The sequence below is a fragment of the Ruegeria sp. G5 genome (genome assembly GCF_056533365.1).
Genome location: NZ_JBQFOK010000005.1, coordinates 278,686 through 303,579, shown reverse-complemented (window position 1 = coordinate 303,579; position 24,894 = coordinate 278,686). Strand labels below are relative to the sequence as shown.

At 55.0% G+C, this 24,894-nt stretch carries 23 protein-coding genes and 1 tRNA gene; 3 read left to right on the top strand and 21 right to left on the bottom strand.

Annotation, left to right across the window (positions count from 1 at the left end):
• Positions 1-23: 23 nt before the first annotated feature.
• The 5 genes from ACR0BD_RS11665 to ACR0BD_RS11645 all read right to left on the bottom strand — a co-directional run bounded on the left by ACR0BD_RS11665 (position 24) and on the right by ACR0BD_RS11645 (position 5,342).
• Entirely contained in the window at positions 24-1,112 is a 1,089-nt protein-coding gene (locus tag ACR0BD_RS11665) for an extracellular solute-binding protein (RefSeq protein WP_480697354.1), read from the bottom strand.
• 101 nt (positions 1,113-1,213) lie between these two features.
• On the bottom strand, positions 1,214-2,305 hold the full coding sequence (locus ACR0BD_RS11660) for an ABC transporter ATP-binding protein (protein ID WP_480697356.1): 1,092 nt from the start codon (positions 2,303-2,305) through the stop codon (positions 1,214-1,216).
• 147 nt (positions 2,306-2,452) lie between these two features.
• The gene (locus ACR0BD_RS11655; protein ID WP_480830589.1) at positions 2,453-3,160 is read right to left on the bottom strand and encodes a maleate cis-trans isomerase family protein; all 708 of its coding nucleotides are present in this window, start codon (positions 3,158-3,160) and stop codon (positions 2,453-2,455) included.
• Complete coding sequence (locus ACR0BD_RS11650) at positions 3,157-4,302, bottom strand: M24 family metallopeptidase (protein WP_480830587.1); 1,146 nt, start codon at positions 4,300-4,302, stop codon at positions 3,157-3,159. The genes ACR0BD_RS11655 and ACR0BD_RS11650 overlap by 4 nt, the downstream gene beginning before the upstream one ends.
• Complete coding sequence (locus ACR0BD_RS11645; RefSeq protein WP_480830656.1) at positions 4,299-5,342, bottom strand: pyridoxal-phosphate dependent enzyme; 1,044 nt, start codon at positions 5,340-5,342, stop codon at positions 4,299-4,301. Before ACR0BD_RS11645 ends, ACR0BD_RS11650 begins: the two co-directional genes overlap by 4 nt.
• An 86-nt stretch (positions 5,343-5,428) precedes the next feature.
• Between ACR0BD_RS11645 and ACR0BD_RS11640 the strand changes: the two genes are divergently transcribed.
• Both ACR0BD_RS11640 and argE read left to right on the top strand, forming a co-directional pair.
• Complete coding sequence (locus ACR0BD_RS11640) at positions 5,429-6,613, top strand: M24 family metallopeptidase (RefSeq protein ID WP_480830585.1); 1,185 nt, start codon at positions 5,429-5,431, stop codon at positions 6,611-6,613.
• On the top strand, positions 6,610-7,767 hold the full coding sequence (argE, locus tag ACR0BD_RS11635; RefSeq protein ID WP_480830584.1) for an acetylornithine deacetylase: 1,158 nt from the start codon (positions 6,610-6,612) through the stop codon (positions 7,765-7,767). Before ACR0BD_RS11640 ends, argE begins: the two co-directional genes overlap by 4 nt.
• On the opposite strand, the gene ACR0BD_RS11630 is transcribed toward argE, so the two are convergent.
• The 6 genes from ACR0BD_RS11630 to ACR0BD_RS11605 are packed head-to-tail and all read right to left on the bottom strand — an operon-like array spanning position 7,764 to position 13,450.
• Positions 7,764-8,630 carry an urea carboxylase-associated family protein gene (locus ACR0BD_RS11630; RefSeq protein ID WP_480830582.1) on the bottom strand — a complete coding sequence of 289 codons (867 nt, stop codon included), beginning with the start codon at positions 8,628-8,630 and terminating at the stop codon, positions 7,764-7,766. The two genes, argE and ACR0BD_RS11630, sit on opposite strands and share 4 nt — an antisense overlap.
• 32 nt (positions 8,631-8,662) lie before the next feature.
• Positions 8,663-10,141, bottom strand: coding sequence for an aldehyde dehydrogenase (locus ACR0BD_RS11625; RefSeq protein WP_480830580.1), 1,479 nt, complete (start codon positions 10,139-10,141; stop codon positions 8,663-8,665).
• An 8-nt stretch (positions 10,142-10,149) separates the two neighbouring features.
• Positions 10,150-11,184 (bottom strand): LLM class flavin-dependent oxidoreductase, encoded by a 1,035-nt coding sequence (locus ACR0BD_RS11620; protein ID WP_480830578.1) that lies wholly within the window; start codon positions 11,182-11,184, stop codon positions 10,150-10,152.
• Positions 11,184-12,104 carry a flavin reductase family protein gene (locus tag ACR0BD_RS11615; RefSeq protein ID WP_480830577.1) on the bottom strand — a complete coding sequence of 307 codons (921 nt, stop codon included), beginning with the start codon at positions 12,102-12,104 and terminating at the stop codon, positions 11,184-11,186. The genes ACR0BD_RS11620 and ACR0BD_RS11615 overlap by 1 nt, the downstream gene beginning before the upstream one ends.
• Positions 12,091-12,879: an alpha/beta fold hydrolase gene (locus tag ACR0BD_RS11610; protein WP_480830575.1), complete on the bottom strand. Its 789-nt coding sequence runs from the start codon at positions 12,877-12,879 to the stop codon at positions 12,091-12,093. The genes ACR0BD_RS11615 and ACR0BD_RS11610 overlap by 14 nt, the downstream gene beginning before the upstream one ends.
• Positions 12,851-13,450: an amino acid synthesis family protein gene (locus ACR0BD_RS11605; RefSeq protein ID WP_480830574.1), complete on the bottom strand. Its 600-nt coding sequence runs from the start codon at positions 13,448-13,450 to the stop codon at positions 12,851-12,853. Before ACR0BD_RS11605 ends, ACR0BD_RS11610 begins: the two co-directional genes overlap by 29 nt.
• 107 nt (positions 13,451-13,557) lie before the next feature.
• On the opposite strand from ACR0BD_RS11605, the gene ACR0BD_RS11600 reads away from it, so the two are divergent.
• Entirely contained in the window at positions 13,558-14,418 is an 861-nt protein-coding gene (locus ACR0BD_RS11600) for a LysR family transcriptional regulator (protein WP_480830572.1), read from the top strand.
• A gap of 72 nt (positions 14,419-14,490) precedes the next feature.
• On the opposite strand, the gene ACR0BD_RS11595 is transcribed toward ACR0BD_RS11600, so the two are convergent.
• The 10 genes from ACR0BD_RS11595 to ACR0BD_RS11550 form a co-directional block, all read right to left on the bottom strand.
• Entirely contained in the window at positions 14,491-15,102 is a 612-nt protein-coding gene (locus ACR0BD_RS11595; protein WP_480697378.1) for a YrbL family protein, read from the bottom strand.
• A 235-nt stretch (positions 15,103-15,337) separates the two neighbouring features.
• Positions 15,338-16,747 (bottom strand): hypothetical protein, encoded by a 1,410-nt coding sequence (locus tag ACR0BD_RS11590; protein WP_480830570.1) that lies wholly within the window; start codon positions 16,745-16,747, stop codon positions 15,338-15,340.
• Positions 16,747-17,493, bottom strand: a complete 747-nt coding sequence (locus ACR0BD_RS11585) for a methyltransferase domain-containing protein (RefSeq protein WP_480830569.1) — start codon at positions 17,491-17,493, stop codon at positions 16,747-16,749. Before ACR0BD_RS11585 ends, ACR0BD_RS11590 begins: the two co-directional genes overlap by 1 nt.
• A 9-nt stretch (positions 17,494-17,502) precedes the next feature.
• Positions 17,503-17,889: a GtrA family protein gene (locus ACR0BD_RS11580; protein WP_480697384.1), complete on the bottom strand. Its 387-nt coding sequence runs from the start codon at positions 17,887-17,889 to the stop codon at positions 17,503-17,505.
• Entirely contained in the window at positions 17,886-18,845 is a 960-nt protein-coding gene (locus tag ACR0BD_RS11575; RefSeq protein ID WP_480697386.1) for a glycosyltransferase family 2 protein, read from the bottom strand. The genes ACR0BD_RS11580 and ACR0BD_RS11575 overlap by 4 nt, the downstream gene beginning before the upstream one ends.
• Positions 18,846-19,583: 738 nt before the next feature.
• A tRNA-Ser gene (locus ACR0BD_RS11570) sits at positions 19,584-19,673 on the bottom strand.
• A gap of 91 nt (positions 19,674-19,764) precedes the next feature.
• Positions 19,765-22,194, bottom strand: coding sequence for a DUF3772 domain-containing protein (locus tag ACR0BD_RS11565; RefSeq protein ID WP_480830566.1), 2,430 nt, complete (start codon positions 22,192-22,194; stop codon positions 19,765-19,767).
• On the bottom strand, positions 22,194-23,228 hold the full coding sequence (locus ACR0BD_RS11560) for a cysteine synthase A (RefSeq protein WP_480830564.1): 1,035 nt from the start codon (positions 23,226-23,228) through the stop codon (positions 22,194-22,196). Before ACR0BD_RS11560 ends, ACR0BD_RS11565 begins: the two co-directional genes overlap by 1 nt.
• Before the next feature lie 69 nt (positions 23,229-23,297).
• Complete coding sequence (locus ACR0BD_RS11555; protein ID WP_480830563.1) at positions 23,298-24,413, bottom strand: NUDIX domain-containing protein; 1,116 nt, start codon at positions 24,411-24,413, stop codon at positions 23,298-23,300.
• 26 nt (positions 24,414-24,439) lie between these two features.
• Positions 24,440-24,880: a TrgA family protein gene (locus ACR0BD_RS11550; protein WP_480830561.1), complete on the bottom strand. Its 441-nt coding sequence runs from the start codon at positions 24,878-24,880 to the stop codon at positions 24,440-24,442.
• Positions 24,881-24,894: the final 14 nt, after the last annotated feature.

Sequence of the window (24,894 nt, the reverse complement as noted above, 5' to 3'; positions counted from 1 at the left end):
CCAGCCATGTTCTCTAAGTCAGCTTATTGCGCCAACCACGCCTGAAACTTGGCGTCGATGTCGTCGCGGTAATCCGCCCAGAACTCGTAGTTATACAGGAACGTGTTCTTTGCGTTTTCCGGATCGGTCGGCATGTGCGGTGCCATGTCGATACCCAGATCGGCGTGCTGACCTACCAGCGGTGCCGACGAGGCGCGGGCCGGACCGTACGAGATGTACTTGGCCTGATCTGCCAGTCGCTGCGTGTCTGTCGCGAACATGATGTAGTCAAGTGCACGCTGCTGACGCTCTTCGCTCAGGCCTGCGGGGATGATCCAACCATCCAAGTCAAACACCTGTGCGTCCCACAGCATAGCGACGGGCTGCTTCTGCTCTTCGATCACGCTGAACAGGCGACCGTTATAGGTCGAGCCCATGATGACCTCGCCATCTGCCAGCAACTGCGGCGTGTCGGCACCTGCTGACCACCAGACAACGCTGTCCTTGATGGTGTCCAGCTTGGCCAGCGCCTGATCCTGTCCTTCAGGGGTTGCCAGAACGTCATAGACGTCGTCCTTGGCCACACCGTCACACAGTAGAGCCCATTCCATGTTGTTGATCGGACGCTTTTCCAGCGAACGCTTGCCCGGATAGTTTTCCAGGTCAAACACTGCGCAGATTTCAGTCGGAGGATTGTCACCCACCAAATCCGTGCGATAGCCGAAAGTCGTCGAGTAGACGATCTGCGGGATGAAGCAATCGCTGACCAGAAGTTCGCCAAAGTCATCCGAAGCAGGCGTTCCGTCCGGTGCCGGTGCCAGCATGGTGTCCGGATCAATCTCAAGCGCCAAGCCTTCATCGCACAAGCGGATCGCGTCTGCTGCAACAACATCCACCACATCCCACGTGATGTTGCCCGCTTCGTTCATCGCCCGCAGTTTTGCAACCGCTTCTGCCGAGCTGTCATCATTCAGGATGGTGACACCTGTCTTTTCCGAATAGGGCTCGTGATACGCCTTGAGCTGCGATTTGGAATACGCGCCGCCCCAGGATACGATGGTCATCTCTTCGGCCATCGCACCGCCGGCAACGGCTGCAACCGCACTTGCCATAAGAGTGGTTTTTACTTTCATGATTTACTCCCTGTTATGCCCGTTGATTTTCTTCCTGAGGCCGGGCCACGGGGCAACCCAACCAAGCTTCATCCCTGCGTTTGGCGCAGGGTATTCCGTACTCAGGCGTCCAGCGCGCGGCAATCGTGCGCCAGCCAGCCAATTTCCACCTCTTGTCCAGGCGACAACCGTACAGCATCGGGTGCGTTACGGGTCTTGATGATGAAGTCATCATTTCCGGCCACCGACATACGGAACCGGAAAACATCGCCCATATAGATGAATTCTTTCACTTTCGCCTTCAGCGTATGCGCATCCGCATGCAGGCGGTCTTTGTTGAATTCCACCCGCTCGGGGCGGATCGAAACCTTGGTCCGTTCGCCAGCAGATGTAACATTGACCGGCTTTGCATCGATCTCCGATCCGTCGTCCAAGGTAACCACACATGAATCACCATTTATCGATTTAACCACACCCTCCAAGGTATTGTTTTCACCGATAAATTGGGCGACAAAACTATTCTCTGGCTCCTCATACAACAGATCCGGCGGGGCCAACTGCTGAATCCGTCCGTCGTCGAACACCGCCACCCTGTCTGACATCGTCAGCGCCTCGGTCTGGTCATGCGTCACGTAAACAGTTGTAATCCCAAGCTCATGCGCAAGACGGGTAATTTCGAACTGCATATGCTCACGCAACTGCTTGTCCAGCGCACCCAGCGGTTCATCCATCAGGACAAGTTCAGGTTCAAAAACCAGTGCACGGGCCAATGCGATACGCTGCTGCTGCCCCCCGGACAATTGGGCAGGACGGCGGCTACCAAAAGCACCCATCTGAACCATGTCCAAAGCGCGCTTTACCTTTTCTTCCCGCGCCTCTTTCCCGATCTTCCGAACTTCCAACGGGAAAGAGAGGTTTTCGGCAACTGTCATGTGCGGAAACAGAGCATAGTTCTGGAACACCATGCCGATCCCCCGCTTATGTGGTGGGATATTGTTGATAGGCCGCCCGTCCAACATGATTTCGCCATGCGTCGCGGTTTCAAACCCTGCCAACATCATCAGACACGTCGTCTTGCCAGACCCTGACGGGCCAAGCATTGTCAGGAACTCGCCTTTTGGCATTGATAGGTTTAAATCTTTTACGACAAGGATCTCGCCGTCGTAAGATTTCTGGACACGCTGAAACTCGACGAACGCTGCGTCATTAGACATTACCAACTTGGCTCCCCTGTGTGCCCTTGGTCGCCCGGTTTATCCGGATCTCAAGGACCTGTCGCAGCTATTTAAGGACATGCAAGCGGCATCGCGCAACCAAAATGTGTCAGACCCATGACAATGATTTTATCACGCGCCTGTTATTCAGGCGGAATTCAAAACGCGCATGTGCCATGCAAGGCTTTGATTGCTGGAAAGAACTGGCTTCCTTAGCCTCTTCTCCACCTCGGGGATTGCGTCGATTGTCCTTAGATTTGTGCAACTTATAAAAACAGCTTCAACCATCGGATCAGCTCCCAATTTGAGAGCTGCGTCAACCACGGATTGTCGAGAGATTCGAACGACCTTGGCCTCTTCTGCCTCTCCGAAAGAACCAAATAAATCCATGGAGATTCCATTCTGAGCAAAAGCTCGCCGCAGGGGCTCATTCACTTCTTCGATATAAGGTGACAACAACGCAAATTTGGACACTCCCAAATGCGCCGCGCAGGCTGACGCAGCCCGCAACGGGTTCGTGACCACGGCCGTGTTGCAGGTCTTTTGAACCATCTGTTCGACCTTGTCAGAACCGATGACAGAACTTGCCGAAGTGCACCCGTACCCCACGACCTTGTAGCTTCGGGCTTTGGGTAGCAAATCGGCCGCCGCAGGCAGTGCTTTTTCCATCTCTGAAAGCGTATCTGTCGTGACTTCAGAGCCGCTTGGAATTCTGGACACGTAGATTGGGCACTTAGGATCAGCAAAATAGGCGCTGAACTCGGGTTCAATTGTCTCATCGGTCTGCAAAACGATGAGGCCTATTGGTGACGCCTCAGGATCATCTTTTTCAAGTTCGTAAGGTAAGTATTTCATATCACGGGAATCTCTGGGCCAATCCTTGGGCTTAGGAAACGCGCCGAGGTTTCCGTTATGACGATGTTCTCTTCATGCACCAAGATCTTTCCATCCACGGTAATTCCGGGCTCCAGCGTCAAAACCATTCCGGGCTCGAGCACCGTGTGATCGTCCGGTATCAAAGATGGCCATTCAGTCAGAGACATACCCAGACCATGACCCAGACGCCCAGCACCGGTTTCGCCACTTTGTCCCGACAAAACACTGCTCATCGCATGAAACAGATCGGACGCTGTCGCCCCCGGTCGTGCCATTTCGAAAGCGGCATCCGAAGCCTCGACCAGCGCGGCATAAGCTGAAGAAACTTTACCCGAAGCGGGACCTATCGACCAATTCCGATCATAGTCACAGAAATAGCCATCCCAAACCAAACCTGTGTCCAGCATCAAGACATCACCAGGTTGCAAAGCTTTTTCACTGGCCGGTGAGATTACGTCCGAATATCCATCTTGCCCCGCTCCACCCGCAAGATAGGGAACCCAGTCAGCACCTTCTTCAAGGCAAAGCATCTGAAACCGGCGAAATACATCATCAAGCGAACGACCTGCGCCAGCAACCTCAGGCACGCGATGAAAAGCGCGGGCCGCGATGTCACAGGCGGTTTCGATCTTTGCGATCTCGGCCTGCGATTTGATCATTCGCAACGCACGCAATATGCCCGCATCCCCTTCAAGGGAACGTGGCTTCATCAGGGATTTCAAACGCGTCAGGTCCGCCAGTGGCATTCGAACGTGCGTTTCGTGTCCGTCTGGAATACCTATCATCGCGCCAGCCGGTGTGATCTCTGACAAAGTATCAGCTAACAGACCTATTCCGTCATCCTTCAGGTCCGGTGCGCTCCAGGTTCGGATGTCATCTATCCATGTCTGCCCCATCAAATCGGCTCCGATCGAGGGTATGACCGCAATCGGTTTTCCGCTGGACGGAACGATCAGGTACCAAGGTCGGGTTGGGCTTTCCCAGAACCGGGTCAGGTAACCCGTGAAGTACCGCACCTCTGGCTCAGTCGTGAGCAATAAGGCCGAAAGCCCTGCATCAGCCATCATATGCTGGGCACGAGTGACCCTCGCACTAAATTCCGAAGTTGCGAACCCCCTCATTCAGCAACCTCAGACAGGAAACACAAAACCCGCGCATCAGGCCCAATCCCCAATTCGCGGCGCGCATCAGGGTTCATTGCCGCTGCGACCCCAGCCCCGCCCGAAGCAGTCGTCGAAATCCCCGCCGCCGCTATTGCAGGCAAATACTGGCTCACTTCGTCATCCGTCAGGGTCAGGAAGCTGTCTGCATCGCGTGCAAGCCCATTCAGCGCGATTAGTGAGGGCTCTTTGCAATCCAATCGCCCCATTATGCTGTCTGGTCCGTCGGCAAAAACGCACGACCCCGCTTCGATGCTAGCTTGCAGCGCTGGTGCAGCATCGGGTTCAACGACGACAATCTCGGGGACATCACCGTGGACATCACGGATATGGGCCGCAACAGCCCCGGCCAATCCACCGACACCGGCTTGCAGCATGATGTGCGTGGGTACCTCTGGACATTGCCGAGTGGCCTCGGCGGCCATCTGCAGGTATCCCTCCATCAGCGTATGCGGCAAGTCATAGTACCCGTCCCACGAACTGTCAGACAGCAGCGTCCAGCCATTTTCTACCGCAGCCTGACTGGCGGCGTTCATACTGGCGGCATAGTCTGCTCCCTGCCGGACCACGCGCGCGTTCTGCGCGCGCAGACGTTCCGCAAAGCTCTCAGGCACGGTTTCCGCTATGTAAACCACTGCATTTGCGCCAAAAACACGGGCACCGGCTGCAACGCTCATTCCGTGGTTTCCAGCACTCGCGGTCACGTAAGTGCGATCACTTAGCGTCGTTTCGCTTGGTTCCTGGTTGATTTCCGCGGCATGTCGCGCGATAACGTAGGCCGCACCAAGCGCTTTGAACGACCCAAGGTTCATGCGGCTCCGTTCATCCTTGACCCACAGCTTTGACACGTCTGCCAAACCGTCCACTTCGATCAGATCAGTCTCGGCTGCAGCGGGGCATTGTGCCAACAGCTCGGCAACACGGGCTGCATTCGTCGATGGGTACGGCGCCTCGGCGACAAGCTTCTGACCGCCGCGATAAGGGTTATGCGTGATTTTCAAGTGAGGGCCTTTCCTGTGTTGCCCATTGACGTGACCGTATTCCTCAAGTTCTGTCAACAGAACTCCACCGTTACAGGAAACCGCATATGGCGCACGCTGACCCGGCATTCTCGCAGGCCGAATATGACCGCCGACTTTCCAAAACACGCGCGGCAATGGCCGCGGCAGATCTGGATGCATTGTTTATCGAAGACCCCTCGAACATGGCGTGGTTGACCGGGTATGAAGGATGGTCATTTTACGTCCACCAAGGCGTATTGGTTCAGCACGATGCCGATCCTATTTGGTGGGGCCGCAGCCAAGATTCCAACGGCGCACGGCGCACGGTTTGGATGAATGATGACCGTATACACGGCTATGCCGACGAGTTTGTTCAATCCACCGTGCGGCATCCGATGCAGGATCTGGCCCGGCTGATCCGCGACAATGGGCTGGCAAGTAAACGCATCGGTGTTGAGCTGGACAACTATTATTACTCAGCCAAGGCACACCTGACGTTGGAGGCCGAACTGCCCGAGGCTCGTTTGGTGGATACCAATGCTTTGGTGAATTGGCAGCGCGCGGTCAAATCTGATGAAGAGATCGTATTGATGCGCAAGGCTGCGCGCATTTCCGAACATATCATCGACGGTGTGATCCAACGGGTCGAGCCCGGCTTGCGCAAAAATGAACTGGTGGCGCAAATCTATCAGGATGCCATTTCCGGCAGTGATGGGATTTGGGGGGACTACGCCGCCATTGTTCCACTGCTGCCATCCGGTCCCGACGCGGCCGCGCCGCATCTAACGTGGGACGGCGCGCCGTTCAAAACCGGCGAATGCACGTTTTTCGAGTTGTCGGGCTGTTACCGTCGATACCACGCTCCGTTTTGTCGTTCGGTCTTTCTGGGAAACCCTCCTGATCATCTGCGTCGGGCCGAGGCTGCGTTGGTCGAAGGGCTAGAGGCTGGTCTGGATGCCGCACGGGCCGGAAACCAGGCACGTGACATTGCGTTGGCACTGGCCGCACCGCTTGAACGCGCGGGGATCGAACGCGGTGCGCGATGTGGTTATCCCGTTGGCCTTAGCTACCCGCCAGATTGGGGCGAGCGTACCATTTCCCTGCGCCTCGAGGATGAAACCGTTCTGGAACCCGGAATGACCTTCCATTTCATGCCCGGCCTTTGGATGGACGATTGGGGGCTTGAAATTACCGAGTCCATTCTGATCACTGAAACAGGTGCCGCCGAGTGTTTCTGTAACCGCCCCAGAAAGCTGTTTGTAAAACCATGACATTGCCACGAACCAAAGAAATCCTTGCCGATCTGATCGCTTTTGAAACCGTGTCGGCAGACAGCAATCTGAAGATCATCAAATACCTTTCCGACCGCCTTAAGGCACTTGGGGCAAAGTGCATCGAAACCCGGGATGAAACCGGCACAAAAGCGAATGTCTTTGCGACGCTTGGACCAGATATGCCGGGAGGGATTCTTCTTTCAGGCCATACTGATGTTGTGCCCGTTGCAGATCAGAACTGGACATCGGACCCGTTCGAGATGACCGAACGGGACGGAAAACTCTACGGGCGTGGCACCTGTGACATGAAGGGGTTCATCGCGGCATCCCTGGCTTTTGCGGAAACGCTGGATACAACCAAATTGAACCAGCCGCTGCATTTTGCCTTCACCTACGACGAAGAAACAGGGTGTCTGGGCGCCCAGACCCTTGTTAACGACCTGTCCGAGCGCGGCATTGTCCCGGACGTCGCCATCATCGGTGAACCGACCGAGATGCGCCTGATTGAAGGGCATAAGGGCTGCTATGAATACACCACTCGGTTTGTTGGGCTAGAAGGCCACAGTTCAGCCCCGGATGATGGGGTAAATGCGGCTGAATATGCCGCCCGCTATGTCGGCAAGCTGCTGGAATTACGCGGCATTCTGAAATCACGCGCACCAAAAGGAAGTGCTTTTGAACCGCCTTGGACAACGATCAACATAGGCTTTTTCAATGGCGGCGTTGCACATAACGTCATAGCCAGCAAAGCCGAAGTCGGTTGGGAGATGCGACCAGTTCAAGCCAGCGACGCTGATCTCGTCAATCAAACCCTGTCGGACTACGTGACGCACACCCTGTTACCCGAGATGCAAACTGTACACTCCGAAGCAAGCATCACTCAGGACATCACTGCCGAAGTCGCAGGGCTTGAGCCGATGGATCAAAACGCCGCCCGTAAACTGGTAGCGGAACTGACCGGGGCGAACGGAACAGGCGTTGTGTCCTTTGCGACCGAAGCCGGGCTATTCCAACAATTGGGCGTCCATTCGATCGTGTGCGGACCGGGATCCATCACACAAGCGCACAAGGCCGATGAGTACGTCGAGATCGAGCAACTGGACCTTTGCTGCCGTATGCTGGATCGGCTGGGTCATCGACTGACCGCTTAGACGACACCATGCGTGCGATCATAGGGTGAGGGCGCCGGCTGAATATGGGCGGCACGCGCCTCTTCCCCGGGGTCGTAGACTTCCATCAACAATGGGAAGCAAGCCGCCGCATCCGACGAATGCTCGGATGAGCAATCGCCGCCCGGGCAAGCGGACAAACCGACAATCAGATCAATTTCGGCATAAAACTCCAGATAGTCTCCGGGCCGAACCGGACTGGCCTTCATAAAATATTGCCCAGTATCACGAGTGAACCCCGTGCACATGAAAACGTTGAGTACATCATGCACAAGCGTCTCTGCCTCGTGCAGCGGTAGGTCACAGTGGCTGGCCAACGCACGCGTCAGGTTTGAATGGCAGCAATAGTGGTAGTCATCCCCAGACAGCAACCTGCCGGTATAAGGATCACACCGAGTACCGATCACATCATGGACCGAGCCACCAAAGGCATCGAACCCATACCAGTCCAACGTATCCCCAATGATCGTCGCCATTGGGCGCAAGGTCGGAAAGCTAGACCACATTCGATCACCGGTCGACAAATGAGTGCCGTGTAACGCGCGTGTTTTCCCGGAATAGAACCGTTCGGTCAGATCATGCTTGTTCCACATGTTCAGATCACCGACCTGCGGACCATCAACGGAAACGACGCGAATAAAGGCACCAGCCGGAACCTCGATACAGGCCGCGTCACGTGGCGCAGCCGTCGCCTCGCCTGTTTTCACAGCCATGTCACGCAATGCGTTCAGTGCGGCAATGTCAGGTTGCGGCAGTGTATCAGGCGGATAACAGATGACCGGAGCAATCGCTTTGCGTTCCTGCGCATCAACCGGCGCTTTGAACTTCGGATCTATTAACTTCATTGCCGCATTCCCGTCTTTGCCTTTCCAAAGACTTAACGCATCACGAACGGGTTCGCCATTGGCTCTTTCGACGTACTGATCCAGGTGGTTTTCGTGCGGGTGTAATCCAGTATCGCCTCAACACCAGCCTCGCGGCCATATCCCGATTGATTGAACCCCCCGAACGGAGCGATCGGCGAGATTGCCCGGTACGTATTCACCCAACAGATACCCGCCCGAATACGCCGCGAGACGCGGTGAGCACGTGCCAGATTTTCTGTGAAAACGCCGGACCCCAGACCATAGGGCGAGTCATTTGCCAATGCGATTGCTTCTTCTTCGGTGTCAAAAGGCAGCAAGGACATCACCGGCCCGAACATCTCGACCTTGAGTGTCTCAGTCTCGGGCGTAGTGCATTCGACCAGGGTTGGGTTCATAAAGTTGCCAGGACGATCAGCCGTTTGCCCCCCGATATGAATGGTCGCACCCTGCCCTTGGGTCTTGGCCAGCGTCTCTTCTATCCGGCGAACCTGCGCCTTTGTGCATAGTGGCCCGACATGCGTGTCTGCATTCAAGGGGTCGCCCAACCGAATGGTTGCGGTCTTTTCCTTGATCCGCGCAATCAGCGGCTGGAGTATCGACCGATGGACCAAACCGCGGGTGCCTGCAACACAGCTTTGGCCAGCAGCGCCGAAATTCCCGGCGATCAACCCATTCGCGGCACCTTCCAGATCGGCGTCTTCAAAGACCAGGATCGGAGATTTTCCGCCAAGCTCTAACGAGGTTACAGCAAAGTTCTCGGCCGAATTGCGCACCACATGCCGTGCCGTTTCGGGCCCGCCAGTAAAGGCGATGCGATCCACGTCCGGATGCCGGGTCAACGGAATAGCGCAGTTTTCAGCGTCACCTGTAATCACCGCGACAACACCGGGCGGAAATCCCGCCTGTTCGATCAGACGCGCAAATTCAAGCATTGGCGTCGGCGCAATTTCTGATGCCTTCAAAACCACGGAACATCCTGCAGCCAATGCAGGCCCCAGTTTTGTTGCCGTCAGGAACATCTGCGCATTCCAGGGTACAATCGCCGCAACAACCCCAACGGGTTCCCGGGTCGTAAAGACATGCATGTCCGGTTTGTCGATCGGCGGAACGGTGCCTTCCACCTTGTCCGCCAAACCTGCAAAGTAACGATAATAGTCCGCCACATACCCGGTTTGGGCCGCAGTTTCGGCCAGCAACTTGCCACTGTCCGTCGTCTCAAGCTCACCTAAACGGGGGGCGTGTTCAGCAATAAGTTCCGCGAGGCGATACAACAGCTTGCCCCGCGCAGTCGCAGTCAAATCCCGCCACGCCGGATCAGACAAGGCGCGTTTGGCTGCGGCAACAGCACGATCTACATCCTCTTGCGCTGCACATGCAAAGGTGGCCCATCCCTGCCCTGTGGCTGGGTTTTCAGATGTCATGACTTGTGAAGCGGCGCCCTCGCTCCATTGTCCATCAATGAAAAGCTGAAAATGCGGTAAGTTTCCCATGATGGTCCTCACTGAAAAGCCGGCATGACGTCGTCGATGAACCGCGCCAGCGAGGCATGCTTTCGTTCATTGGTCATTCCGCTATCGACCCAGAATGAAAACTCATCATAACCCAGATCTTCATATCGTTTGATCCGGTCGATCACCTGCTGAGCTGTGCCAACGGTCAGATCCTGCGCCAGTTTCTCGTTTGTGTACATAGGGTTGGCGTCCATTTCTGCATCCGTCAGTTGCTTGATCAGCCCTTGCTGTATTGGTCGTTTGTTCATGAACCAAGCGCCGAAGTAATTGTAGTACCGCCGCAACTGCTGAACCCCCAAGGACACGTCATCTTCGTCTGCCCCGACATAGGTGTGGTGCAACAACATGATCTTGGGCCGCGGTCCATCGTAGCTGTCACAGGCATCGTTGAAACGGCTCATCAACGTCTCGATTTCTTCCATCCCCTGCCACAACGGTGTCACCTGAATGTTGAACCCATTGTGCACCCCGAATTCGTGGCTGTTGGGATCCCGCGCGGCAATCCAGATGGGCGGGCCGTTTTCCTGCAACGGCTTTGGCGCAGAAGTCGTTGGAGGGAAGGAATAAAACTCGCCCTCATGCGCACAGTCGCCTTGCCAGATCTTCGGAATAAGCGGGGTGGATTCCCGCATGCGCTGCCCTGCTTCCCACGCATCCATTCCCGGCATCAGGCGTTCGTACTCAAAGGAATATGCACCACGCGCGATCCCCAATTCGATCCGACCTTTCGTCATCTGATCAGCCGCTGCGGCCTCACCGGCCAGTTTGATCGGGTGCCAGAACGGCGCAATAACCGTACCCGTGCCCAAACGCACGTTCCGGGTTTGATGAGCCAGATCCACAAGCGACAGGAAGGGATTGGGTGCTATCGTGAATTCCATCCCGTGATGTTCACCGGTCCAGACGGCTCGCATGCCCCCTTCATCAGCCATTTTCACAAGACCGACGAACTCATCATGCAATACGTCATGAGGTTGATCAGGCGTTAGACGCTCCATGTGGGCAAACAGAGAAAACTCCATCAACCGGCTCCTTTGTCGAAAGTATGTAATTCACCCTGTTGCGCGTCTCCAAGGTACAAAGAGAAATTTCCCTCGCGCGCTTCAAGAGCGTAGCGGGTCATCATTTTCCCAACGCTTTGCGTGGCGTAGTTCAGGTTGGGCAGCGCGCTGACGTCTACCCATTCAGCGCCGGATGACGGCGTGATCTGATCGCAGCTTGCAAGGAAAAACGTGTAATGCTGCTTGGTCCTGGCATCGCCGAACGAAGAATAGACCTGATCAAGATGCGCATTGATGTTGCGGTCCGACAGTTCTTGTTCAAGCCTTAGCCGCTGCCCGCCCGGTTCAGCTCCGGAGACCTGCACTGGTGAGTATTTACCGTCTCGCAGATCCATCAAAACTTTCTCGCCGGATCGAATAATGGCTCCGCTAATTGTAGGTCGTTCGGCGTCCATCTCCTGCTCGAGCCCAAGGCTAAAATAGGACCCGCCGACATAGCCCAGACCGTTTCCTTCGCCATGTGCAAAATCAGCCACCTGCCCGATCAGGATTGTGTGGTCTCCGGCCGGAATGGCCTGATGGGTTTCACAACAAAACTGCGCCAAAGCGCCGTCAATCAATGGCAGGTCGAACTGTCCGTTGTGATGGGCAACCTTGGCAAAACGATCACCCTTAAATCCCGCGAAAGTATTCGAGATTTCACGCTGGTCTTCGGCCAGAATGTTGATCGCGAAGTGAGTACACCCAGCAAAGATATCATGCGTCGACAGGAACTTTCCGGGGCATACCAACAAGAGCGGCGGGTCCAGTGAGACCGATGAGAAAGAGTTGGCTGTAAAGCCAACCGGATTACCTGCAGTATCCCGGCTGGTGACCACGGTTACTCCGGTCATGAAACTGCCAAACGCATCCCGCAGGGCGCGGGGATCAAGCTGCGACATGACCGACCTCCTTCAGAAAGCGCAACAGGGCCGAATTGACCTGTTCGGGGTGTGTCATTGGCATCATGTGCGCCGCGTTCTCGACGATCTCGACCCGGCCATCCGGAACCAACCCAGCCATACGCTGGGACATTTCAGGAGTGGAGTTCGGCTCGTCACCGCCCGTCATGAAAAGCGCAGGACATTTGATGTTTCTTAACTGGGTTGCTGTCAGCCCATTGCTGGCGGCAAACGCAGAATAAGCGGCTTTGTATGCCTTGGGGTTTACCTCGGTCAGCCAACGGGCACAGGCTTCACGCTCAGTCGACGGCTGATTGGCAAACCAGCGCGTCAGAGTCTGCGTCGGGTCGTTTACACGGTCTGCACTCAAACTCTCTGCCCGCTGCAGAATAGCCTGATGGGCTTCAGGCGTTCGCTGATGAACGGCGTTCAAAGCAACCACGCCTTTTATGCGGTTATGGCCCGATGCCGCGATCAGCAAGGCGATCAACGCACCCATGGAATGCCCCACAAGCACCGCCGGTTCTTGCAAAAACTTTAAGACCGGCGCGACGTAGCTTTCCAAAGTCTCAGGCTCAGAAAACCGCGTCTCTCCGTGCCCCAGCATGTCCGGGCATAGAACTCTGTACCCAGATGAGACCAGAGGGGCGATCTGCGCCCCCCAGGCTTCGCTACGCAACCCGACACCATGCAACAAAACCACCAAAGGTCCGCTGCCCTGTGCAATTACTGCAAGATTGCCAATCTCAGACCGAGGCCGGGTTGTCCACGTCATGTCCCAGATCCTTCAGGTCCTGATAACGGTCTCCGATACGATGATGCGGGCGCCCGGATGTGGCACCACCCAGCACGACCACAACCTCATCAGCGCGAGGAGCATCGGGAATGGCGAACTGCAGTGTCAGGTAATGCGACCGGCGGCCCGCATCGTTCTTGTCCATCATTGGAACCATAATCGGTGTATTGGCTGGCCCGCGGGTGTTGGTGAAAGACAAGTACGACTTTGCGCCAACCGCCTGACGGTAGAAATTTCCGAAATGCAGCGTGTGGATCAGGCCCGAGGCATGCTCGACCTCACCGTCCAGCCCGACAACCGCGGCTTTCCCATAAGCCGCGATCCCGTCACCGTCACCTGCCAAGGCCACCATCCGGTCGGTCAGCATTTCACCCAACACAGGGCCATACGCCAGGATTTCGGGCCGCAAATCCTCGACATATCGACCCGCCCACGGGTTTTGAACAACGGCAGCAACTGCGAACATGCGCCACGGGCGATCTGCCTGACGGAACCCTTCGACCAGAACTTCTTCGTCGAAGGTGACAATTTTGCGGATATTTGGCTGCACAGAGCTCTCCCATTCAAACTTGGGAAAATATTTCTGCCTGAATCATCTTTTGACAAACGAAAGAACTTGAGCCTTAGGTATTAACATCACTTATAGGTTAATTACCGATGGCCAAAACTCTACCCCCGCTGACCTGGTTCAGATCCTTCGAAGCTGCTGCAAGACGGCTGAGTTCAACTGCTGCCGCAGACGAAATCGGGTTGACCCAATCAGCTGTCAGCCAGCAGATCAGGTCGCTTGAAACGCGCTTGGGGGTCGTCCTGTTTCACCGACACGCACGAGGTCTTAGCCTGACTGATGAGGGCCGCAAGCTGTTGCCGCAGGTCGAAGCCGCGCTTGAGATGCTGAGTCAGGCAGCTTCTCCGTATTTGACCGAGGAAAAGTCGAGACACATTACAATTGCCGCATCGATCAGCATCATAGAATGGGTGATCGCACCAGCATTGCCCGAGTTTCGAAGGATTCACCCAGAAACGTCTATGCGATTTGTCAGCACTATCTGGCCCGACGAATACGCCGCCTCGCGCGCGGACGTGGAGATACGCTTTGGATCGGCCAAGCAAGTTGGCGGAAATGCCGTCGCCTTGAAGCCCAACAATCTAGTGCCAGTAAAGTCCCCCGCTTTGGAAGGCAGCATCGACGATTTGCCGCTTATTGAGTCCGTCGGTACGTCGGATAACTGGACAACATGGGCCGAAGCATCCGGAAGAAAGATCGGCGCACCCAGTTACTATGTGGACTCATACGGGCTTGCACTACAGATGGCAGTTTCGGGTAATGGCGTCGCCTTGGTTAACACCATAATCGCCGATAATGCATTACGCCGAGGGACAGTTGTCGTGGCAAGCGACGTATTGGCGCAAGCGTCAGAGGGGTACTTTTTGGCCGTTCAACGTCGCTCCAGCGAAGTCGATGCGTTTACTGCGTGGTTTTCGGCACTTCTGGGCTCGGCAGACGCATCGCCGTAGCCGCAGTCAGAAAAAACATCCAACTTTCATAAGTCTATTCTAGTGGAGCGGTGTGATCATGATCGGCAGGCTTCAAGTTGTTTTAGGGCGCAACCCACTGAGCATCCGCTCGCGACGTCGTTTAATGGACTTGCGGAAGGCAAAATCGCTGACCAATGCCAGAGGAAACAGGACCCGTTCTCCGACGCCGTCAATGACGACAAGTCTGCCGCCCCGCTCTTGCGCGCGAACCACGTTTTCATGCCCCATGTCGCCCACAATGATGCGCCCACGCTCTAGGTCGTCCATGAGTTCTGCAAAGTCATCATGAAGCCGTTTCAGAGCCTGCGGATCATCTTTTACCTGACGCCATTCCGCGTGAACAGTTGGCGCCAAGCGACCATCGGGCCCGGTAAATTTCTCAACTACAAGCGCAGGACCTAGAGAGGTCGGCGCATAACCCATGAAACGCGCCAACCGCTCAATCTCGGGGCAGCCGCGGTGCAGAGCAGCAAGGTACTCATTCGCCTCGCGGTTCCATTGCCGCAGGTTTCCATATCTGCGTTCTGCATAGCGTGGGATAGCATGATCACGCACCGGAACATCGGACCGGACTTTAAGCAAAGCGCCATTCTGCTCCGGGTGATCGAACAACAAGTAATTCCGACTTTTGCGCAACGGTTTAAGCTTACTAAGATCAATCATTTCACTGCCTTGGACCTGAACCCGGTCAATTTACATGTCTCGCAAAGTACCAAATCGAAATGAGTTCATAAAACCTTCTTGAAACCGTTACAAATTACTTTTCGGCTCAATAATTGCGGACACTAAGAAATTTAAGCGCTCTTCTTTGGTCAGCGCCAAAGAAATCGGTTAAAAACTGATAGACTCACCCATTAAAACAATCGACGTTTCCGGTGTGTGTCCAATTGCCCCTGGTTCAAGGTCCTACCGGAGGATCAGGTAGCAAAACATAGGTGGTCTTGCCTTCCGTCTCGATAATCGGGGCGTAGGTCCATCCACCTGAGTCAAACGGGGGATTCAAGTCTTCGCAGTCCTTTGGTGTTTCGTCGCACATGATAGCTTTGACACCATTCAGATAGGTCAACCGCAAGCGAAGACCTCGGGGAAACTGAATCCCAGCGGGACCCGCACCGTTCAGCCCCAGATAGTGGCCATAGATGTAAACCTCTTCGGTTTCCGCCGGTATGGACGCCGCGAGTTCACGCGTGGTGTTTTGCCATTCTGGAATGCGAAAATATGTGGAACGTCCAAAGAGGATCATCTTTATCAACAACACATAAAGTATTGTAATTCTGGCAATACTTGCCCATCTACCCGGCGTCTTGGAAATGTGCAGTGTCACCGCTGTAAGAGTGAACCCGAACAGAATCCAAATCCAGCCGAAGGCCCGCACCGGCACCAAAACTCCAGACATCAAGGATTTTCCAAGCAAAGGCCCCAAACCGACAACAGCTGCAATCACAACCGTCATCGCCGTAAATCGGTCTGCCTTGTATAAACCGGCCCAAGCCAACGCGACGATTAGAAGAAGAACGGCTCCGCTTCCGGGTGTGCCACCTCCGAATTGTCGAACGGTACTTTGCAGGTATACTTGCAGTTTCCCTAGATTTTCGACCAAGTCCGCTAGGGTTTCGACCTCGGACGGCGACCGCCACTCAGCGATCGGAATGCCAAAAACCCCATGATGTAAGTAATTTAAGGAGTACACTGAAAGCACCGCAATGCCGAGGCCTGCAAAGAAAACAACCAGTGTGATCGCAATGCTTTTGTATGTTTTAGGCGCCTTGTGAGACAAAAGCACCAAGGTCATTAGTAGAAACGGATAGGTTGTGTACGCCATGAAAGAAAGTGGGACAGCAATCAGCAGCAATGCCAACGCGGCACGATGCGGAAGAAACACAACTGCCAGAGCATAAAGGGCAATGACCCAAACACCTGGAAGAAGGGTGTTGAACCAGAAACCAATCATGAAGGCCGGCAGCGAAAGAGCCACGAACAGGGCAAAAAAGCCCTTGTACCAACGGGGAGCCTCTAATCCGAACGCGACAACAGAGGTGCACGCCGAAAATATAGACCAACCAAAAAGATACAATGCAAAGCTTACAGGTGAAGACCAGATTATAGGGCGAAATTGCCACCAGTAATTTAGCCAGCGGCCTTCGTCCAGTGCTTTCCGATATGCCATGTCGCGTGTTCCCAACAAGGCTGGGAAATCGTCGTGACGGACCAGTGGATCCATGAGCAACGGCGCGTAAACAATCAACAACGCGCAGAGGCCAAGCAAAGAAAAGCGGGCGACGTCCCGCCCTAACGAACCTGATTGCATCATTTGCTCCGGTGAGAGCGCGCAATGACCGATGCGCGCGCTTGGGCAATCTGCGTTACCGTCTTTTGGGGTAAACGACGAACAATCATTTTACGAAGCTTCCAGCCGAGACTGCCAACCTCTTTCAACGCGCCCGACCCGACCTTGGTTTGCAAGACCTCCGACGGCAAACCCTGAGCCCCTGCTTCGTTGGCATAGAGGACACTGTTGTACCGGTACCAAGGCTCGATGGATGCATCGTTGAACAAGATCGGCCTCAGGCAGTCGTAGGCTGTGTAGCCTTGTTCCTCGAAAAGACCTTGCCAAAAAGATAGCGGCTGTTCGTTTACATGGAATTCTCCACCCTGCCCTGGGACCGCGGCCGAGAACAGAACCAGATCGCTGTGGGTCGTTAAACTCTGAACCAAACTGCCCGAAGCAGAGTTTGGAAGATGCTCGCCCACTTCCAAGGATTGTGCCAAGCCAAACTTGCGACCCAGCTCAACCGGTTTACTCAAGTCCTCACCGAAAAAGGACTCACGCGGGATCGCCAGACGGTCGCGATCGACATAGTCGCCATCCACGCCGGCGACGTCCTTGCAACCGGCGGCGATCCATTCGGACAACCAGACGCCGCGGCCACACCCAAAATCAACAACGCTGTCGGGGGTGACCCATTTTTGCAAACTTCCGATCAGTTTAACCGCAGACTGCCGCGCGCCGCGATCGATGTAGTCGAAAAACTCGTTGGAATAGATATGCGACATGATCACTCTCTAAATGGAATTTTCTTCGCGATAGACCCAAAGGCGCAGGATCACGAAATTGATGACGGGAAGAACAACCACGACCAAGGCGGCTGTAAGTGGCTCGTTTAGCCCAAGTTTTGGACCTGCAATGGCAGTAATGATCGAGGATACGATAAGGCCGATACCGATCATGCACAGAAACCGCCCGAATTGGCCCGGTGCAACCAGTGTTTTGCCAAATGTCCAAGCGGTTTGGCCAATGTACTGGATCAGGATCGCAGAACCAAAGGCCAGAAAATTCGCAATCCAGGCTGAACCGAACAGCTGCAACAACCCTAGGTAAGCCACGAAGTAATACCCCGCGACAACTGTGCCGACCACGGCGAACCGGAATATGCGGCGGCGTTCGCTCATGCGCGTTTGCTCATGTCTTCGGGCAGCTCTTCCAGCGGGTCACCGACTTGTTCGTCCACAAAGAACAACGGACGGCCCTTGGCTTCGATGTAAAGACGCCCAAGATACTCGCCGATAATCCCCAAAGTCAGCAGTTGGATGCCCGAGAAGAAACTGATGACAAGAACGGTCGACGCCCAACCAGCGACCGTACTGTACAGGATAAGGGACCAGAAAACGTAGATTGCCATGAGGGCCGCGATGACCAGGGTCAAGAATGCCAGCCGCGTCGCTACCTGCAAAGGCTTGATCGAAAAGCTCGACAACGCATCAAAAGCAAGCTTGACCATCTTGGACAATGGATACTTGGTTTCGCCAGCCATGCGCGGGTCACGCACATACTCGATCCCGATTTGCTTAAAACCTGCCCACGCAAACATCCCACGAATGAATCGCGCGCGCTCTGGCATATCAAGCACCGCGTCCAGCACACGACGGCTGACAAGGCGGAAATCGCCCGTGTCATTTGGAATAGGAACATCCGACAAACGGTTGAGAATGCGATAAAACCCATGCGCCGTCAGCTTTTTGAACCAGCTTTCGCCTTTCCGTTCACTGCGGCGCCCGTAAACCACGTCATAGCCGCGATCCATCATTGCCATCATGTCTGATAGCAGCTCTGGCGGATCTTGTAGATCTGCGTCCAACATGAAAATGCGATCACCGCGCGCGGCCATCAACCCAGCAGTCAACGCCACTTGGTGACCTCGGTTGCTGGATAGCTTTATACCACGCACACGAGGGTGTTGCGCACTTTGCGCACAGATACCGCGCCAGGTCTCGTCGGTTGATCCATCGTCAACCAGCAAGATTTCCGTATCATCTGCCCAAGATTCAGTAGCTGCAACAAGACGCTCGACAAGCATAGGAAGAGATGCCTCTTCGTTCATGCACGGAACGACGACTGACAGTAACATTTAACCTCCGAACGCGATCTGTCCTGCTCGATTTTGTGCGATTTACTCGCCTTTTCCGGAACACGTCGCTTTGGTTTTTCTTTCGTTTTGGGTCGCTGCCCTTGATATCTCAACAATAGTTCGTCGCTAATCGGCTTGTGCGAGTTTTCAATTCGTAGTTACCGATGCGACACATCCCTTTTGCCAGGCTCAAACGGTGTCCAAGCCTCACGTTTGATCCGTTCTTGCCGATACGATGTGGCAGCAATACGCCATTCTTTTGTCAAACCGTAGATTAAAGCGAATTTGGAACCAATTCACAAAAACCGATCTGAATTGGGCGCGACATTCCATAAAAATAGGACCATTCCAATCAGGCGGCAAAATTTGGAACATTCTTCCAACAAGCGCGGTGGCCTTCAAAGCGCAAATCTCATATTCAATAGCGCGAGTGTAAAGTAAGCGGTGCGGTCAAACGAATTCGAACGCGTCGCAGTTGAAACAATGACATTATGCTTTGTTGCGCGCCAAGCTCGTGTTGAAAATCATCCGCGTTCCGAAAGAAAAGCAGAAACCAAAAAGATAGCATTACAGCCCGGCTAATGATGTTGGCTTTGGTTTTGTAGGATTTGAACGAAGCTGGTTAGGTCGGGTTCGAAGGCTATGCAACCGCACTTCCCTGCTCAAGCAAAGCTATTCCAAGAGCCCTCTAGAAGTCTACTCGCTAGTCGGACGCCAGAGACCGGTGGTGAGGGTTGGTGGCGGAGAGACAGGGATTCGAACCCTGGAGACGGTTTCCCGCCTACACACTTTCCAGGCGTGCGCCTTCGACCACTCGGCCACCTCTCCGTGCGGGCGATATTTGGACTATCGCTTGCGGATTTGCAAGTCCCGAATATCGCTAAAATTCAACCGATTCCGTTCCTGCCGAACAAACGGCTTAAACTTCGTCACCGTCCCCGTCTGACAAGTCTGTCTCGGTCATCCGAGCAGGCTTTGTTGAGACAGTTGCAGCGCCTGATGTCCCGGTCTCTGGCCTAACAGCAGGGCCTGAGTCGCGCAGCGTTTCGGGATTGCGCAACCAGACATCGCGTTGTGCGAACGGGATTTCGATCCCTTCCTCTAGGAACCTGCGGTTGATTTCGTGATTCATGTCCGACTTCACAGATAGGACCCAATTCACATCTCGCAGGATTGCGCGAATTTCAAAATCCAAAGAGTCTGCGCCAAAACCCTGAAACACAACGCTTGGTGCCGGATGCGCCAAAACCATCGGATGCGCATTCGCGATCTCGCCCAGGATCTTTTCGACCCGTCGTGTGTCAGTGCCGTAGGCCACGCCGACCGGAACGATGACCCTGCCAATTGTGTTTCCGCGGGTGTAGTTTGTCACAACCCCGCTGATCAGATCAGAGTTGGGAACGATAACGTCAGAACGGTCGAATGTTTCAATACGCGTCGAGCGAACCGAGATATCGGCCACATAGCCCATCATCCCGTTGACGTCGATCCAATCCCCCTTCGAGATCGGACGTTCGACCAGCAAGATGATCCCGGACACGAAATTCGAAACGATGGTCTGCAGACCGAAACCGATACCAACCGACAAAGCACCGGCAACAATCGCCAACGACGACAGATCGAACCCGGCCACCATGATCGCCGACAACGCGGCAAGAAAAATCCCGACATAGCCTGTGCCCGCAACAATCGCGTTCTGCCCACCGGGGTCAATCTTGGTCTTGGGTAGCAACGAGGTACGCAACCCGCTTTGGAGCATGCGGGTCAAACCGTAGCCGATGGCAAATATGACGAGGAACGTAAAGAAATTACTGGGTGAGATCGTTACGCCGCCGATATCAAACCCAAGCAACAGACGCGACCATGCCTCAAGCAAATCAGTCTGGCGCGCGCCCCAGTACAAAGCCAGAATAGGGAGCGCGAGGATGGCCATACCAAAGCCGATCAAGACAGCGAAAAGTGAATCCTTGGCGGCCTCGCCCTGCCCTGTGATCCAGCCATAGACCGATGTCAAAAACCGCTGAACGATCACCAACGCCGCAATCAGGACCAGCGTCTTGACTGCCGGATAAACGATGGCCTCGGCCGCGTTTGTATACCCGATAAGGGCCAGAATTGGGCTGGCGATCCCCAAAAAGAACAGCGCCCGACGCAGGAATTCGACCAACTGACTGAGCCCTGCCCCCCGAGCTGTGGCCGACGGATCCTCTTCCTGTACAGGAACTTCTGTACTGCGCACCAAACGGACCCGCAGCAAAACCAATGCAGTGGCGATCGTAATTGGAAAGCCAACAACTGCGCGCGTGGCATCCGAGATATTCTCGATTTGCTCGAACAGGTTCACCAGTTCGTGCAGGATTAGCAGGATCGCCAGTACATCCAGGTAGACGCGCAGTTCGGCCACACGTTTCGCTGTGAGGCGTTTGAAACCCTGCGCCTTTTGCAAAACGTAGACTTGTCGGCCAATCCAGTCGAAGTACAACAATATGGCCGCCCAATACGGCACGTTATCCATCAGGAGCGTACCGCGAAGGCCCAGAACCCCCGTCAATACCACCGCCTCAACAAGCAGCCAAACGCCGACCCAAGGAAGCGCAATCCGCAGCAATGAGGTCAGGAATGTCCAGACACCGCTACCTTGCCCGCCCCATTGACGTAGGTATTCGCCCGCCAGTTCGGACCAGCGCCGCCCATAGACAAGTAAAACCCCGGCGACGACGACTAAAAGAAAGATGCCCAGCCCACGGTCCCGCAACCGCTCTCGTACGACGTCGGTCTGAAAGTTGCGGCGCGCTTCATTGAAAAGTGATCGCGCAGCCTCGGTCACATCAATCCAGGCAGGGTGCCAATAAGTTGGATTAACCGGCGAAGGGCCACGTTCCAAAAGCTCTTTGGTCTGGCGGCTGCGTAGAAGCTGATCAATCTCGGTAATCAGGCCATTGGCGCGGCTGAACGCTTCTTCGGAAATGATCTGCGGAACCTGAAGCGTATTCAGTTGCTCTTCAAGATGCGCGCGCAGAGTCGCAATATCTGCAGGTTCGGTCGCATCGCCCTCGGGTTTGGGCCCAAGGGTTTGAATTTGCGCTTCAAGCGTTTGAATACGTTCGGTATTCGCCCCCCGCGCCCGATTAAAATCGTCGCGGTATTGGTGGATTTCGGCTCGCAGGTTTTCTAAAGACGCGTTTGACGCACGATTAGCCTCGATAACCGCTTCGGCACGATCCGCCGTCTTGATCCAGCCTTGGTAATACTCACTTTGCCTGTCGCTTAACTGAGCGGCTGCAGGACCGCCCAGAACCGCAAGACACAGCGTTAACAGTGCTAGGAACAGGCGAACCTGCTGCAGCATCACACGTCCTCAAAAACGCCGGGAATACCACGAGGCGCTTCTGTCATCCAATCCGGCACCGGCAGCTCTTTCTCGCGCAGGAATTCTGGATTGAACAATTTCGACTGATAACGCGTTCCGTAATCACAGAGGATCGTCACAATCGTATGGCCCGGCCCCAAATCCTTGGCCAGACGCACCGCGCCTGCCATGTTGATCGCGGTCGACCCACCCATGACCAGACCTTCCTCGCGTAGCAGATCAAAGATGTATGGCAGCGCTTCGTTGTCTGACATCTGGTAGGAAAAGTCCGGTTTGAACCCTTCGAGGTTCTTGGTGATGCGGACCTGACCGATTCCTTCCGCGATCGAGCTGCCTTCCATCGCGATTTCACCGGTAGTGTAATACGAGTACAGCCCCGCGCCCATTGGATCGACCAGACCGATTTTCACACCTTTGGGCTGTAACGCATCCGCGACCCCAGCCAGTGTTCCGCCCGAACCGACGGCGCAGACGAAGCCGTCAACCTTACCATCGGTCTGTTCCCAAATCTCGGGGCCCGTCGTCTCAACATGCGCTTGACGGTTGGCGATATTGTCAAACTGATTTGCCCAGATCGCACCGTTAGGTTCTGTTTGCGCCAGTTCCTCGGCCAGCCGACGCGAGTAATGCACAAAGTTATTGGGGTTGCGGTACGGAGCTGCTGGAACCTGAACAAGCTGCGCGCCAGCCAGGCGGAGCATGTCCTTCTTTTCTTCCGACTGCGTCTCCGGGATCACGATCACTGTCTTAAAGCCCATCGAGGCCCCAACCAGCGCAAGTCCGATACCGGTGTTGCCAGCCGTACCTTCGACAATCGTTCCGCCCGGTTTAAGATCGCCGCGCGCGATGGCGTCACGGATGATATAAAGCGCCGCGCGGTCCTTAACGGATTGGCCGGGGTTCATGAACTCGGCCTTACCGAGAATCTCGCATCCGGTTTCCTCACTGATACGTTTCAACCGGATCAGCGGCGTTTTCCCGACTGCGTCGGCAAGGTCTCGTGCAATGCGCATGGCGCCCTCATTTCTTTAGGTATCAACGAAGATTTATAGATGCCGTGCGTCAACCACAAGCGGCGATCTTTACGCGCGCAGACGGTTCCGATGCCGCCCCAACCACTGAGCCAACGCAAGCAGGGGTAAGTCCTTGAAACCATGCGAATCCACTTGGTCCATAAAGTCGACAAACGGCAGGATTTGGGTGCGAATATTCTCTCCCTCAGAGGCCAGACCACCGTTGTCAATTGTCCGGTTTAGATCTGCCAAACCAACATAGAGGTACAGAAACTCTGTCGACGAACCGCTTGAGGAATAGGCCGATCCCGCACTTTCCAACGCAAGCAAATTGACCTGAGCTTCTTCCAGCGTTTCACGACGGGCCGCCTGCTTAGGAGTTTCCCCGGGATCAATCATTCCAGCGACAGGTTCCCACATCCAAGGTTCGGGATCGTCTGCCATAAAGACCGGGGCTCGGAACTGCTCAACCAAAAGAACGGCATCGCGGATCGGGTCATACGGAAGAACGATAACCGCGCTACCCTGCATCAAGCCGCTACGATGCATGACGGGCCCCATAGCTCCGTCATACCGCCGGTGCTGGAAATCAATCGCTTCCATACCAAAGTAGTCAACGCACTCGTGTGACCGATGGTGCAGGATTACATCTTTGCTGATGTTTCGCGGATCACCGGTCAATCGTTTTCGCGCGGCAATCTTCGCCCAAGCACGGGTTTCAATCGCGGGAAAACTGCGCGCGATTTTCTTTGCATCGATCTTGCCGAAATAACCCATCACTTCTTGCGCGGCGGCCAAACACATTTCGCCCCACTCGTCCACCCAATCCTGCAGTGACCAAGGTTCTTCGGGTTCCCATAGCCCGGGTTCGGGAAAGAATACATTGGCTTTTACACGCACGCCGTCTGCCCGCTCGACCGCGAAGGGAGTGACATCATATTCAAAGCCTGCCTCGTAAAAGCTTAACCGCCGCAAGTCTTCCCCGCTTAGACCCTCTAGAAGTATGCCCTGTGCGTGGCCGTTTTCTTCGGCAACGATCATGGGAAACGCTTCATCTCTCACCGCGTATACCGCGTGGTCCGCTAGAAATGCTTCGGACATTTCCGCACCGGAAACCGGGCGGCCCAGTACCAACTCAAGCAGTGGAATATGGCGGAGCGTTCCGTAGAAAAACAAATCTGACACTAACACAACTTTCGAAACAACACTTGCTACCGCCAGCGACGGCTGGCTTCTTCTGTCGCCAGACCTGCGACCAGAGCACCAATGGCCAGTGTCCATAGTATTTCAGGTGCCAGCAATTGCTGCCCAAACTCCAGGCCAATCTGCAGGATCGCCAAAAGGGCTTCGAAAGGCCCCTCATAGCGGTGGCGCATCGCCAAGCGGAACATCTCATAGCAGCCCTGAACGAAAAGTCCCCAGAAAACCAAAGACACCATTCCAGTCAGGCCGTTGTTAACGGCAGAGGTCCACCCACGGCCTGCCCGTTTTCCCATGATCTTCCAGCCGCATGCGAGGCCCAAGATCATGTTGACGTAGGTGAAGTACCCATAGTCTTTGCCCTCTTCCCCGTTCTGGATCACCATGCTCGACACTATAAACGCCACAACCATCAGGCATATGGCGGCTACGAGTCGCGAGGCGGTGGGCATGTGGTGGGTCCGTT